This window comes from Rhizobium album (genome assembly GCF_003122325.1).
In the GTDB taxonomy this organism is placed as follows: domain Bacteria; phylum Pseudomonadota; class Alphaproteobacteria; order Rhizobiales; family Rhizobiaceae; genus Metarhizobium; species Metarhizobium album.
Map to the genome: position 1 here is coordinate 183,284 of NZ_QFBC01000010.1, position 13,043 is coordinate 196,326.

A 13,043-nucleotide genomic window follows, 5' to 3' on the forward strand; every position below is an offset into this window, starting at 1 on the left:
GCGCACCCATTCATACTCTCTCTCCAACCCGACACCGGAAACACTGCAGCATGCCTTTAGCCCCCGCCACGAAACGAAACCTCGTCACCTCGGCGCTCGTCGCGCCGGCGGCGGCGTGGCTGTTCGTGTTCCTGGTGCTGCCGTTCATCGCCATCCTGGTCTTCGCCTTCGGCGAGCGCGCACCCGAGGGCGGTTACCAGGCAGCCTTCACTTTCGCGCAGTTCGCCAATCTCGGCTCGCGCGCCGCTGCCTTCCGCAACACCATGATGATCGCCCCGGTCGGCGCCTTCCTCTGCCTCATCGTCGCCTATCCCGTCGCCTATTTCCTCGCCGTCAAGGCCAGCCCGAAATACCGGCTGGTGCTGGTGTCGCTGGTGGTGGTGCCCTTCTGGACCAGCCTTTTGGTGCGCACCTATGCCTGGATGTACATCCTCGGTTCGCGCGGCCTGCCCAACCTGCTCGACATGGTCGGCATCAGCGATGTCAGGATGCTGAACACGCCGGGCGCCGTGCTGCTCGGCATCGTCTACGGTTACCTGCCGCTGATGATCATGCCGATCTATGTCAGCCTCGAAAAGCTCGACCTGCGCCTGCTGGAAGCCTCCGCCGATCTCGGCGCAAAACCGCTCTCGACCTTCTTCGGCATCACCCTGCCGCTGTCGCTGCCCGGCGTCATGACCGGCACCGCACTCGTCACCATCCTGCTGCTCGGCGAATACCTGATCCCGCAGTTGCTCGGCGGCGGCAAGGTGTTCTTCATCGGCAACGCGCTGGTCGACCTCTTCCTGCAATCGCGCAACTGGCCGTTCGGCTCGGCGATCGCCGTGACGCTGGTCGCCGTCGTCGTCCTCGTGCTGCTGGTCGCCATGCGCATCGCCTGGCGGTTTGCCGGCACCCGCCAGGTGGATCTCGTCTGATGCGCGCCCTCGTTTCCGCCGTCTACCTGTTCCTCTATGCGCCGATCGCTCTGGTGGTGCTGTTCTCCTTCAATGCCGGGCGCAATGCCAGCGAGTTCACCGGCTTCTCGACGCAATGGTACGGCAAGGCGCTGTCCAACGGCTTCCTCACCGACGCGCTGATCAACAGCCTGATCATCGCCTTCACCAGCGCCACGCTCGCCGCCGTGTTCGGCACGATGGCGGCCCTCGGCATGGAACGCCTGTCGCCACGCGCCCGCGCCGTCTTCGACGGCCTGTTCGCCGCGGCGATCGTCGTGCCGGGCGTCGTCATCGGCATCGCCACGCTGGTGGCGCTGGTGGAGGTCTTCGCCTTCATCAATCCGGTGCTGGCAAGCCTCTGGCCCGGCGAACGGCCGCCGAAGATCGGCCTCGGCTACGGCTCGATCATCGCCGCCCACGGGCTGTTCTCGATGGCGCTGGTGACGATGATCGTCAAGGCGCGCATCTCAAGCCTCGGCCGCGACATCGTCGAAGCCTCCGGCGATCTCTACGCCACGCCGCTCACCACCTTCCGGCAGATCGTGCTGCCGCAGATCCTGCCGTCGATCCTCGCCGGCTTCCTGCTCGCCTTCACCTTTTCCTTCGACGATTTCATCGTCGCCTTCTTCGTCGCCGGCTCGAAGACGACGCTGCCGATGTATGTCTTCGCCTCGATCCGCCGCGGCGTCACGCCGGAAATCAATGCCATCGCCACGCTGGTGCTCGTCGCCTCGCTGGTGATGATCGTCGTCGCCCGCGTGCTGATGCGCGAACGCAAGGCGAAGACCGCCGCCACGGAGTAACCCCATGATCCTCAAAGACCGCGTCGCCCTCGTCACCGGCGCCGGCTCCGGCATCGGCCGCGCCTCCGCCGCCATCCTCGCCCGCGAGGGTGCGCATGTCGTCATCGTCGACCGCCAGGCGGACAGTGCCGCCGCATCGCTGGCCGTCATCGAGGCGGAGGGCGGCAGGGCCGAGATGCTGGTCGCCGACGTCACCGACGACGGCGCCCTGGAGGCCGGCATCAACGGCGTGCTCGCCCGCCACGGCCGCATCGACATCCTGCACAACCACGCCGGCGCGCAGGTGGAGGGCGATCTCGAAAGCGTGTCGCTCGACGGCTTCGACCGTTCCTGGGACCTGAACGTCCGCTCGCATTTCCTCGCCGCAAGGCTGGTGGTGCCGGCAATGAAGGCGGCCGGCAGAGGCGTCATCCTCAACACCTCGTCGTCCTCCGGCATCCTCTACGACCGCGAGATGATCGCCTATACGACCACCAAGCACGCCGTCATCGCCATGACCCGGCAGATGGCCGGCGACTACGGAAAATTCGGCATCCGCGTCAACGCGCTCTGCCCCGGCTGGGTGGACACGCCCTTCAACGACCCCTTCATCCGCCAGCTCGGCGGCCGCGAGGCGCTGGAGGCCTATATCCGCGACCGCGTGCCCCTCGGCCGCTGGGGCAGCGTCGAAGAGGTCGCCGAATCCGTGTTGTTCCTGGTTTCGGACCGCTCGTCCTACATGACGGGGCAGGTGCTGGTTGTCGATGGTGGCGAGACGGTGGTGTGAAAGCGGGCGGCCATTCGTCGGCCGGCGCCTTCGCCAACTCAGGAGTTCCAGTTCGAGCGCTATGCGCCGATACCAGGCATGCTTCAGGATGTTCCTGACTGTCCCCACTCTCGCACCATCGGCTATACAGCCACAACGATCGCTCATCCTAAACCTGCATCATGCCGCACTTTCAAAGTGCGGCATCATCCTGAGCGCGCCTTGAAAGACGCACGGCGCTGTAACTGAATATTTTATTTATTATTTCCCGGTAACGCAACTGCGTGGGGAGGATCAGGAATCCCGAACCAAATAACAGACAAGTCCCATGATTGGGATTTTTTGTGATGAAGGACGAGGAAATGAGTGCCAGAAACTTCTATTTGGTTATGGCTGTATTGGGAACTGTGGTGCCTTGGTCGTTTTTTGCATCTTTCTTCGCACTGAACGGGCCTGATATTCCGCTTTTCCTGCAGTCGTTGTTTGCCAACGGTGCAGCCGGTGGTTTCTCCGCCGATGTACTGATTACGATCTTCATATTCTGGGTATGGTCATGGCGGGATGCGGCCAGGAGCAGCGTCGCTTACTGGTGGCTGGTTCTTCCAGCAAGCTTTTTCGTTGGGCTATCGCTGGCGCTGCCGCTTTACCTGTATCTGCGTGAACGGAATTAATACCACCGCCTTTCAGGGCCGACCTTTCCGCTTCTCACCCCATCTCGGACATGTTCACAGCAGCCATGTCGTGGTGCTTCCCGCCGAAACCTGTCTTTTTCCACACCTGCAACGTAACACGGGAAACCACAGGCTGACGTTTACCCCTGCAACCGCCGCCGCGTTTCCGATGCGCTCTCGCGAAAATGCGCCTTGTAGCTGCGCGCAAAGGCCGAAGCCGAGTTGAAGCCCGTCGCCAGGGCGATGTCGGCGAACGGTAGCCGGCTTTCGATCACCTTGCGCCGCGCCGCATTGAGCCGCAATGCCAGGTAATGAACATGCGGCGGTACGCCGATGCTTTCCTGAAAGAGCGCCTGCAAATGGCGGGCGCTGAGACCGATGCGGCGGGCGAGGCGCGCCAGCAGCAGCGGCTCGTCGATATGCTCCTCCATCAGTTTTACCGCCTGCGCCACCCGCTGGTCCATCACCCGCATGCTGCCGGTGGACGGCATGGCAGACGTCTCCTGCCTTCGGTCGGCCTGTTCGTAGATGAACTGCCGCGACACCTCCAGCGCCAGCGAATAGCCTTGCCGCCGCCGAACGATCTCCAGCATCAGATCGACGGTCGGCAGCGAGCCGCCGGTGGTGATCCGCTTGCCGTCGATGACGAAGCGCTCGCGCACCATGTCGATCTGCGGATAGGCGCTGGCGAAATCGTCGAAATCCTCCCAATGCGTCGTCGCCCGCACGCTGTCGAGCAAGCTGGTTTCGGCCAGAAGCCAGGTACCCGATTCGATGCCGGCGACCATGCTGCGGTGACGGGCCGTCTTCGACAGCGCCATCTTCAGCGCCGGTGTGGCGTTCCGGCGCCAGTTGTGGCTGGAGAGCACGAAGAGCGGCGCCGTCTCCTTCTCCGGACGGAACGCGCCGTCGACCGGGACCGGAATCCGGCTTTTCGTCTCGATCGCCTGTCCGTCCGGGCTGAAGATCCGCCAGCGATAGAGGTCGCGCCCGACGATACGGTTGACCACACGCAACGGCTCGATCACCGAAGCGACCAGGATCAGGTTGGTGTCGGGCAGGACGAGGAGATCGATATCGAGCGTTTCCGGGATGGGAGCGAACATGGGTCCAGACCGAATGAAGATGTTCCGATAATGTAAAGCACAGTTCCGGGAATGCAAAGCACGGCAACCTGACTTGGATCGTAATGCATTTCAAACACGGGGAGAGAAACATGCCGCTTGCTATGAATCGCGAAGTTTTCATCACCTGCGCCGTCACCGGCTCGGGCGATACCGCCGGCAAATCGCCGCATGTGCCGCGTTCGCCGAAGGATATCGCTGCTGCCGCGGTCGATGCCGCCAAGGCCGGCGCCGCCATCGTCCACTGTCATGTCCGCGATCCGGAAACCGGCGCGCCGAGCCGCCGCAACGACCTCTACAAGGAAGTCACCGATCGCATCCGTGACGCCGAGGTCGACGTGGTTCTCAACCTCACCGCCGGCATGGGCGGCGACATGATTTTCGGCGATGTCGAACACCCGCTGCCGCTCAACCCCAAGGGCACCGACATGGCCGGCGCCACCGAGCGCGTTTCCCACGTCGCCGAATGCCTGCCGGAAATCTGCACGCTCGATTGCGGCACGATGAACTTTTCGCTTGGCGACTACGTGATGACCAACACGCCGTCGATGCTGCGCGCCATGGCCAAACAGATGACCGACCTCGGCGTCCGCCCGGAGATCGAGGCTTTCGACACCGGCCACCTGTGGTTCGCCAAGCAGCTGGTCGAGGAAGGCCTGATCGAGGATCCGGTGCTGATCCAGCTGTGCATGGGCATTCCGTGGGGCGCGCCGGACGACCTCAACACCTACATGGCGATGGTCAACAACGTGCCGTCCAACTGGACTTTCTCCGCCTTCTCCATCGGCCGCAACGCGCTCGCCTATCCGGCTGCCGCCGTGCTTGCCGGCGGCAACGTCCGCGTCGGGCTTGAGGACAATCTCTACGTCGGCAAGGGCCAGCTCGCCACCAATGCCCAGCTCGTCGAAAAGGCCGTCTCGGTGATCGAGGGCATGGGTGCGAAGGTCATCGGGCCGGACGAGGTCCGCAAGAAGCTGAAGCTGACGAAGCGGTAGGGGCCGGAAGCGCCGAGGCCCCCCATCCGCCCTCGGGCACCGTCTCCCCACGGGGGAGAAGGGGAGCGAGCCGCTACGGCAGTGCTTTTTCGGTAAACCACCACAGGATATCGCCCAACGCTATGGGCATTGTGCAGACGGCAAGCAGCAGGTTCCCCCTTCTCCCCTCGGGGAGACGGTGCCCGAAGGGCGGATGAGGGGCTTCGCAACACCACGAATTCGAATTTCAAAGGCGCGGAAAACATCATGACCAAGATCAACAAGGCCGCCTGCATCGGCGGCGGCGTCATCGGCGGGGCCTGGGCGGCCCGCTTCCTGCTCGGCGGCATCGATGTCGCCATGTTCGACCCGCATCCGGAGGCCGAGCGCATCGTCGGCGAGGTGCTGGCCAATGCCGAACGCGCCTATGCGATGATGACCATGGCGCCGCTGCCGCCCAAGGGCAAGCTCACCTTCGTCAGGAGCATCGAGGAAGCCGTGCAAGGTGCTGACTGGATTCAGGAAAGCGTGCCCGAGCGCGTCGACCTCAAGCGCGGCGTCATCACCCAGATCGATGCGGCCGCCGACCCCAAGGCGCTAATCGGCTCCTCCACCTCGGGCATCCTGCCGACCGACCTGCAGCGTGACATGAAGCATCCCGAGCGCATGTTCGTCGCCCATCCCTACAACCCGGTCTACCTGCTGCCGCTCGCCGAACTCGTCGGCGGCGAGAAGACCTCGAAGGAAACGCTGGAAGAGGCCAAGGCGAAGCTCGCCACCGTCGGCATGAAGGGCGTCATCCTCAAGAAGGAGATCGAAGCCTTCGTCGGCGACCGCCTGCTGGAAGCAGTCTGGCGCGAAGGCCTGTGGCTTATCAAGGACGACATCTGCGATACCGAAACGCTCGACGACGTCATCCGCTACTCCTTCGGTATGCGTTGGGCACAGATGGGCATGTTCGAGACCTACCGCATCGCCGGCGGCGAAGCCGGCATGCGCCATTTCATCGCCCAGTTCGGTCCCTGCCTCTCCTGGCCCTGGACCAAGCTGATGGACGTCGTCGACCTGACGCCGGAGCTCGTGGACAAGATCGCCGACCAGTCCGACGCCCAGTCCGGCGCCCGCGGCATCCGCGAGCTGGAACGCATCCGCGACCAGAACCTCGTCGGCATCATGCATGCGCTGAAGGGCGGCGACGAAGGTCGCGGCTGGGGCGCCGGCAAGCTGCTCGCCGAATTCGAGGATTATCTCTGGGCCAATGCCAGGAAGGTCGACAAGGATCTCGGCGAGGCGCAGCCGATCCGCATCATCGACACCAAGGTCAGCGCCGCCTGGGTGGACTACAACAACCACATGACCGAGCACCGCTACCTGCAGGTGTTCGGCGATACCTCGGACGGCATCCTGCGGCTGATCGGCGTCGATCTCGACTATGTCCGCGACGGCCACAGCTACTATACGGTGGAAACCCATATCCGCAATCTCGGCGAAGCAAAGCTCGGCGACGCGCTCTATTCCACCTGCCAGGTGCTGTCGAGCGACGAGAAGCGGCTGCATATCTTCTCGACCATCTACAACAAGGCGACGAACGAGGCGGTTGCCACGGCCGAACAGATGATGCTGCATGTCGACTCCAAGGCCGGCAAGGCGGTTTCGGCGCCGGAAAGCGTGCTGTCGAAGCTGCGCGCCATCACCGAGGCGCATGCCAGCCTGCCGAAGCCCGAGGGGGTCGGGCGTGCGGTCGGGCAGAAGCGGTAAGAGGCATCAAGGGGGCTGCAAGGCCCCCTTATCTGGCCCCAAGGGCCACCTTCTCTCCGCTGGGGAAGGAAAGCCCACATAGGAATAGGAGGGAGAACAACAATGAATTTCGGATTGACCGACGAGCAGGAAATGATCGTCAAGACCGTGCGGGATTTCGTCGAGACCGAAATCTATCCGCATGAGGACGAAGTGGAGCGCACCGGCTTCGTGCCGCCGGAACTCGGCCAGGAAATTGCCCGCAAATGCAAGGACATCGGCTTCTTCGGCTGCAATTTCCCGGAAGACGTCGGCGGCGCCGGCCTCGATCACACGACCTTCACCCTTGTCGAGCGCGAGCTGGGTCGCGGCTCCATGGGCCTCACCGTGTTTTTCGGCCGCCCCTCCGGCATCCTGATGGCCTGCAACGACGAGCAGCGTGAAAAATACCTGCTGCCAGCGGTCAAGGGCGACAAGTTCGATGCGCTCGCCATGACCGAGCCGGATGCCGGCTCCGACGTGCGCGGTATGAAGTGTTTCGCCAGGCAAGACGGCGACGACTGGGTGGTCAATGGCAGCAAACACTTCATCAGCCATGCCAACATCGCCGATTTCGTCATCGTCTTCATCGCCACCGGCGAGGAGCAGACGCCGCGCGGCCCGAAAAAGCTGATCACCTGCTTCCTCGTCGACCGCGGCACGCCCGGTTTCGAGATCCGCGACGGCTACAATTCCGTCTCGCACCGCGGCTACAAGAACTGCATCCTGACCTTCGACGAATGCCGCCTGCCCTCCTCCCAGATCCTCGGCGAGCTGCACAAGGGGTTTGACATCGCCAACGACTGGCTCTACGCCACCCGCATCACCGTCGCCGCCACCTCCGTCGGCCGCGCCCGGCGCGTCTTCGACTACGCCCTGCCCTATGCGGCCGAGCGCAAGCAGTTCGGCAAGCCGATCGGCGCCAACCAGGGCGTTTCCTTCAAGCTCGCCGACATGATCACCTCGATCGATGCCGCCGACTACCTGACGCTCGCCGCCGCCTGGCGGCTCGACCAGGGCCTGCCGGCCAACCGCGAGATCGCCTCGGCAAAAGTCTTCGCCACCGAGATGCTCGCCAAGGTCACCGACGAGGCGATCCAGATCTTCGGCGGCATGGGCCTGATGGACGACCTTCCGCTCGCCCGCTTCTGGCGCGACGCCCGCGTCGAGCGCATCTGGGACGGCACCTCGGAAATCCAGCGCCACATCATCAGCCGCGACCTGCTGCGGCCGTTCGGAGCGTAAGGCATGGTCAAGCAGCTTGCTCCCGGTTCCCTCGACCGGCTGATCCGCCCGAAATCCATCGCCGTCTTCGGCGGCAAGGAGGCCGGCCGCGTCGTCGAGCAATCCCGGAAGATGGGATACAAGGGCGACATCTGGCCGGTGCATCCCACCAAGGACGAGGTGCACGGCTACAAATGCTATCGTTCCGTCGCCGACCTGCCGGCCGCCCCTGATGCCGCCTTCGTCGGCGTCAACCGCGGCCTGACCATCGACATCATGCGCCAGCTCTCCGAGCGCGGTGCCGGCGGCGCCATCTGTTATGCCTCCGGCTTCTCCGAAGCCGTCAAGGAACTGCCTGACGGCGACGAACTGCAGGCGAAGCTGGTCGAGGCCGCCGGCGACATGGCCGTCGTCGGCCCGAACTGCTACGGTTTCATCAACATGCTGGACGGCGCGCTTCTGTGGCCCGACCAGCACGGCATGGTGCGCACCGAGCGCGGCGTCGCGGTGCTGACGCAATCCTCCAACATCGCCTGCAACATCTCGATGCAGATGCGCGGCCTGCCGCTCGCCTACCTGATGACCGCCGGCAACCAGGCGCAGACCGGCCTCTCGGCACTGGCCGTCGCGGCGCTGGAAGATCCGCGCGTCACAGCAGTGGGCCTGCATATCGAGGGTTTCGATGATCTCGAAACGCTGGAACTGCTCGGCCGCCGCGCCCGCGAGCTGAAGAAGCCGGTCGTGGCGCTGAAGATGGGCAAGTCGGAAGCCGCCCAGAAGGCGACGGTGTCGCACACCGCATCGCTCGCCGGCAACGACACCGTCTCCGGCGCGGTCTTGGAACGGCTCGGCATCGGCCGGGTGAAGTCGCTGCCCGAGCTTCTGGAAACGTTGAAACTGCTGCATGTCGTCGGCACGCTGGAGAGCAACGCCATCTCCTCGATGAGCTGCTCCGGCGGCGAGGCCTCGCTGATCGCCGACAGCGCCGTCGGCCGCAACGTCGATTTCCGCGACCTGAAGCCGGAACAATACCAGCCGCTGCGCGACACGCTCGGCGCCATGGTGACGATCTCCAATCCGCTCGACTACCACACCTTCGTCTGGGGCAACGGCGAGAAGCAGACGCTGGCCTTCTCGACTATGATGCAGGGTGGTTATGCGCTGAACCTCGTCATCCTCGATTTCCCGCGCTCCGACCGCTGCGACCCGGTCGACTGGATGACTACCGTGAACGCCGTCATTGCCGCCCACAAGGCAACCGGCGCCAATGCCGGCATCGTCGCTTCCATGGGCGAGAACCTGCCGGAAGACGTGGCGACGACGCTGGTGGAAAACGGCGTCGTTCCCTTCATGGGCATCGACGAGGCGCTTGCTGCAGCCGAGACGGCGGCGGCCATCGCCGTCGCCTGGGCGAAACCATCGCAGGAACCGCTTCTCAAGTCGGAATTGATCGATGGCGACAGCATCACGGTGACGGAAGCCGATGCCAAGGCCGAACTTGCGGCCGCCGGCATGCCGGTGCCGAAGGGCTGGATCGCCGAAACGCCGGAGGAGGCCGTCCGCGGCGCCGAAATGATCGGTTTCCCGGTGGCGTTGAAGGGCCTCGGCGTCGCCCACAAGACCGAGGCGGGCGCCGTAAAGCTGAACCTGGCGACACCGGATGCCGTGCAGCAGGCCGCCGAAACGATGAAGGACGTCGCCAGCGGTTTCCTGGTCGAAAAGATGGTCGGCAAGCCGGTGGCGGAAATCATCATCGGCGCCATGCGCGACCCGGTCGCCGGCCCGGTGCTGACGGTCGGTGCCGGTGGAATTCTAGTGGAACTGCTGGACGATGCCGCTCTGCTGACGCTGCCGACGACACCGGCCAATATCCGCTCCGCCATCGCCGGCCTGAAGGTTTCGAAGCTGCTCGGCGGTTATCGCGGCCAGCCGAAAGGCGATATCGTCGCTCTTGTCGCCGCCGTCGCATCAGCGGCAGATTATGTCGTTTCAAACGCTTCAAACATCGAAGAACTGGATATCAATCCTGTGATGGTATTGCCCGTAGGCCAGGGAGTGGTCGCGGCGGATGCCCTGATCAGGCGAAGGAGGAAAGCATCATGAGCGACCCCGTTCGCACTCGACGCGTCGGCGGCATTCTCGAAGTCACCATGGACCGACCGAAGGCCAATGCCATCGATTTCCCGACCAGCCGCAAGATGGGCGAGATCTTTCGCGATTTCCGCGACGATCCCGAATTGCGCGTCGCCATCATCACCGGCGCCGGCGAAAAATTCTTCTGCGCCGGCTGGGACCTGAAGGCGGCCGCGGCCGGCGATGCGCCAGACGGCGATTACGGCGTCGGCGGTTTCGGCGGCATGCAGGAACTGCGCGACCTCAACAAGCCGATCATCGCGGCGATCAACGGCATCTGCTGCGGCGGTGGCTTCGAGATCGCCCTGTCCACGGACCTGATCCTCGCCGCCGAACACGCGACCTTCGCCCTGCCGGAAATCCGCTCCGGCACGGTTGCGGATGCCGCCTCGATCAAGCTGCCGAAGCGCATTCCCTATCACATCGCCATGGACATGTTGTTCACCGGTCGCTGGCTGGATGCGCAGGAAGGCAACCGATGGGGTTTCGTCAACGAGATCCTGCCCGCCGACAAGCTGATGGAGCGCGCCTGGGAACTCGCCCGCCTGCTCGAAAGCGGCCCGCCGCTCGTCTATGCGGCCATCAAGGAAGTGGTCCGCGTCGCCGAAGGCTCGGACTTCCAGACGGCGATGAACAAGATAACCCAGCGCCAATTGCGCACCGTCGATATCCTCTATTCCAGCGAGGACCAGCTGGAAGGCGCCGTCGCCTTTGCGGAAAAGCGCGATCCGGTGTGGAAAGGAAAGTAAACGAAAGCTTGACCCCGCAATGAATTTGCGGGCCTAATCACCGGCAAGCCGCCCGAGGAGAAGAGGAAAATCCTTGGGAACAACGGCTTGAAGGTGACCGATCATCATAAAAAGAACAGATCACCACAAAGAAAGGGAACAGGGAAATGAACGATTTTACCAAATATCTCGCAGGTCGCGTCACCGCCGGGGGCATGAACCGCCGCGAGTTCATGGGCCGCGCCATGGCTGCCGGCCTGACGCTGACGGCAGCGACCCATCTGTTTGCCGCAAGCGCCGAGGCGCAGGAGCCCAAGAAGGGCGGCACGCTGAAGCTCGGCCTCGAAGGTGCGGCGGCGACCGACTCCAAGGACCCGGCAAAGGCGCTGTCGCAGTTCATGTTCGTCGTCGGCCGCTGCTGGGGCGACATGCTGGTGGAATCCGAGCCGCTGACCGGCGCGCCCGTACCGGCGCTGGCCGAATCCTGGGAACCGTCCGCCGATGCGGCAACCTGGACCTTCAAGATCCGCAAGGGCGTCAAGTTCCACAACGGCAAGGACCTGACGGTCGATGACGTCATCGCCACGTTGAAGCGCCACACCGACGAGAAGTCGGAATCCGGCGCGCTCGGCGTCATGAAGTCGATCAAGGAAGTCAAGGCCGACGGTGAAAACCTCGTCCTGACGCTCACCGAAGGCAACGCCGACATGCCGTTGCTGCTCACCGACTACCACCTCGTCATCCAGCCGAACGGCGGCCTCGACGATCCGAACGCGATGATCGGCACCGGTCCCTACAAGGTCGTGAACTTCGAAGCCGGCGTGCGCGCCACCTTCGAAAAGAACGCCGAGGATTGGCGCAGCGACCGCGGTCACGTCGATTCCGTCGAGATCATCGCGATGAACGATGCGACCGCACGCATCGCCGCCCTGTCCTCCGGCCAGGTGCACTATATCAACCGCGTCGACCCGAAGACCGTCAGCCTGCTGAAGCGCGCGCCGAACGTCGAGATCCTCAACACCTCCGGCCGTGGCCACTACGTCTTCATCATGCATTGCAACACGGCGCCGTTCGACAATATCGACCTGCGCATGGCGTTGAAATACGCCATGGACCGCGAGACCATGGTGCAGAAGATCCTCGGCGGCTACGGCAAGGTCGGCAACGACTTCCCGATCAACGAAACCTATGCCCTCTTCCCGGAAGGCATCGAGCAGCGCGCCTACGATCCGGACAAGGCCTCCTTCCACTACAAGAAGTCCGGCCACAGCGGCCCGGTTCTGATGCGTACCTCGGAAGTCGCCTTCCCGGGCGCCGTCGATGCCGCAGTGCTCTACCAGGATAGCGCCAAGAAGGCCGGCATCAACATCGAGGTCAAGCGCGAGCCGGGTGACGGCTACTGGTCGAACGTCTGGAACGTCCAGCCCTTCTCGACCTCGTACTGGGGCGGACGCCCGACTCAGGACCAGATGTATTCCACCGCCTATCTCTCGACGGCGGACTGGAACGACACCCGCTTCCTGCGCCCGGACTTCGACAAGATCCTGCTCGAAGCCCGCGCCGAACTGGACGAGGCCAAGCGCAAGGACATGTACCGCACCATGGCGATGATGGTGCGCGACGAAGGCGGCCTGATCCTGCCGATGTTCAACGACTTCGTGAATGCCTCCACCAAGCAGGTGAAGGGTTACGTCCACGACATCGGCAACGACATGTCGAACGGCTTCGTCGCCAGCCGCGTCTGGCTGGAAAGCTGATCTGAAGACGGGCCTGAGCGCTATTCCAGCAAAAGTGCGCAGCGGTTTTGCGTCCGGAATTGCGTCAAAAGCATAGAGCATTCCTGCGTTTTCCAAAAAGCGGGAATGCTCAGAAGGCCTGCGACACCAGGAATACGTCTGCGGAGGCACTCTCCGCAGACGATCTTCGG

The 13,043-nt window shown here is 63.7% G+C and carries 11 protein-coding genes; 10 read left to right on the forward strand and 1 reads right to left on the reverse strand.

Annotated features, from left to right (window positions below; genetic code table 11):
* The first annotated feature begins 50 nt into the window (after nucleotides 1-50).
* The 4 genes from DEM27_RS20750 to DEM27_RS20765 all read left to right on the forward strand — a co-directional run bounded on the left by DEM27_RS20750 (nucleotide 51) and on the right by DEM27_RS20765 (nucleotide 3,157).
* Entirely contained in the window at nucleotides 51-917 is an 867-nt protein-coding gene (locus tag DEM27_RS20750) for an ABC transporter permease (protein ID WP_109460158.1), read from the forward strand.
* The gene (locus DEM27_RS20755) at nucleotides 917-1,741 is read left to right on the forward strand and encodes an ABC transporter permease (RefSeq protein ID WP_109460159.1); all 825 of its coding nucleotides are present in this window, start codon (nucleotides 917-919) and stop codon (nucleotides 1,739-1,741) included. The genes DEM27_RS20750 and DEM27_RS20755 overlap by 1 nt, the downstream gene beginning before the upstream one ends.
* Before the next feature lie 4 nt (nucleotides 1,742-1,745).
* Nucleotides 1,746-2,507 (forward strand): SDR family NAD(P)-dependent oxidoreductase, encoded by a 762-nt coding sequence (locus DEM27_RS20760; RefSeq protein ID WP_109460160.1) that lies wholly within the window; start codon nucleotides 1,746-1,748, stop codon nucleotides 2,505-2,507.
* Between the two features lie 326 nt (nucleotides 2,508-2,833).
* On the forward strand, nucleotides 2,834-3,157 hold the full coding sequence (locus DEM27_RS20765; protein ID WP_205908936.1) for a DUF2834 domain-containing protein: 324 nt from the start codon (nucleotides 2,834-2,836) through the stop codon (nucleotides 3,155-3,157).
* 140 nt (nucleotides 3,158-3,297) lie between these two features.
* On the opposite strand, the gene DEM27_RS20770 is transcribed toward DEM27_RS20765, so the two are convergent.
* On the reverse strand, nucleotides 3,298-4,263 hold the full coding sequence (locus DEM27_RS20770; RefSeq protein WP_109460161.1) for a GlxA family transcriptional regulator: 966 nt from the start codon (nucleotides 4,261-4,263) through the stop codon (nucleotides 3,298-3,300).
* A 110-nt stretch (nucleotides 4,264-4,373) separates the two neighbouring features.
* On the opposite strand from DEM27_RS20770, the gene bcoG reads away from it, so the two are divergent.
* From bcoG to DEM27_RS20800, 6 genes are all read left to right on the forward strand, one after another.
* The gene (gene bcoG, locus DEM27_RS20775) at nucleotides 4,374-5,276 is read left to right on the forward strand and encodes a 3-dehydrocarnitine:acetyl-CoA trimethylamine transferase BcoG (RefSeq protein ID WP_109460162.1); all 903 of its coding nucleotides are present in this window, start codon (nucleotides 4,374-4,376) and stop codon (nucleotides 5,274-5,276) included.
* Nucleotides 5,277-5,522: 246 nt separating this feature from the next.
* A complete protein-coding gene (locus tag DEM27_RS20780; protein WP_109460163.1) occupies nucleotides 5,523-7,013 on the forward strand; it encodes a carnitine 3-dehydrogenase in 1,491 nt (496 codons plus the stop codon).
* Nucleotides 7,014-7,115: 102 nt separating this feature from the next.
* On the forward strand, nucleotides 7,116-8,276 hold the full coding sequence (locus tag DEM27_RS20785) for an acyl-CoA dehydrogenase family protein (RefSeq protein WP_109460164.1): 1,161 nt from the start codon (nucleotides 7,116-7,118) through the stop codon (nucleotides 8,274-8,276).
* 3 nt (nucleotides 8,277-8,279) lie between these two features.
* Entirely contained in the window at nucleotides 8,280-10,358 is a 2,079-nt protein-coding gene (locus DEM27_RS20790; RefSeq protein WP_109460165.1) for an acetate--CoA ligase family protein, read from the forward strand.
* A complete protein-coding gene (locus tag DEM27_RS20795; protein WP_109460166.1) occupies nucleotides 10,355-11,137 on the forward strand; it encodes a carnitinyl-CoA dehydratase in 783 nt (260 codons plus the stop codon). The genes DEM27_RS20790 and DEM27_RS20795 overlap by 4 nt, the downstream gene beginning before the upstream one ends.
* 146 nt (nucleotides 11,138-11,283) lie before the next feature.
* Complete coding sequence (locus DEM27_RS20800; RefSeq protein WP_109460167.1) at nucleotides 11,284-12,873, forward strand: ABC transporter substrate-binding protein; 1,590 nt, start codon at nucleotides 11,284-11,286, stop codon at nucleotides 12,871-12,873.
* The last annotated feature ends 170 nt before the right edge of the window (nucleotides 12,874-13,043 follow it).

What these genes read in the sequence shown, in the direction of transcription:
- DEM27_RS20755 (WP_109460159.1), top strand. Translation starts at nt 917, where the DNA reads ATGCGCGCCCTCGTTTCCGCCGTCTACCTGTTCCTCTATGCGCCGATC.
- DEM27_RS20790 (WP_109460165.1), top strand. Translation starts at nt 8,280, where the DNA reads ATGGTCAAGCAGCTTGCTCCCGGTTCCCTCGACCGGCTGATCCGCCCG.
- DEM27_RS20785 (WP_109460164.1), top strand. Translation starts at nt 7,116, where the DNA reads ATGAATTTCGGATTGACCGACGAGCAGGAAATGATCGTCAAGACCGTG.
- DEM27_RS20800 (WP_109460167.1), top strand. Translation starts at nt 11,284, where the DNA reads ATGAACGATTTTACCAAATATCTCGCAGGTCGCGTCACCGCCGGGGGC.
- bcoG (WP_109460162.1), top strand. Translation starts at nt 4,374, where the DNA reads ATGCCGCTTGCTATGAATCGCGAAGTTTTCATCACCTGCGCCGTCACC.
- DEM27_RS20795 (WP_109460166.1), top strand. Translation starts at nt 10,355, where the DNA reads ATGAGCGACCCCGTTCGCACTCGACGCGTCGGCGGCATTCTCGAAGTC.
- DEM27_RS20765 (WP_205908936.1), top strand. Translation starts at nt 2,834, where the DNA reads ATGAAGGACGAGGAAATGAGTGCCAGAAACTTCTATTTGGTTATGGCT.
- DEM27_RS20770 (WP_109460161.1), bottom strand. Translation starts at nt 4,263, where the DNA reads ATGTTCGCTCCCATCCCGGAAACGCTCGATATCGATCTCCTCGTCCTG.
- DEM27_RS20750 (WP_109460158.1), top strand. Translation starts at nt 51, where the DNA reads ATGCCTTTAGCCCCCGCCACGAAACGAAACCTCGTCACCTCGGCGCTC.
- DEM27_RS20780 (WP_109460163.1), top strand. Translation starts at nt 5,523, where the DNA reads ATGACCAAGATCAACAAGGCCGCCTGCATCGGCGGCGGCGTCATCGGC.
- DEM27_RS20760 (WP_109460160.1), top strand. Translation starts at nt 1,746, where the DNA reads ATGATCCTCAAAGACCGCGTCGCCCTCGTCACCGGCGCCGGCTCCGGC.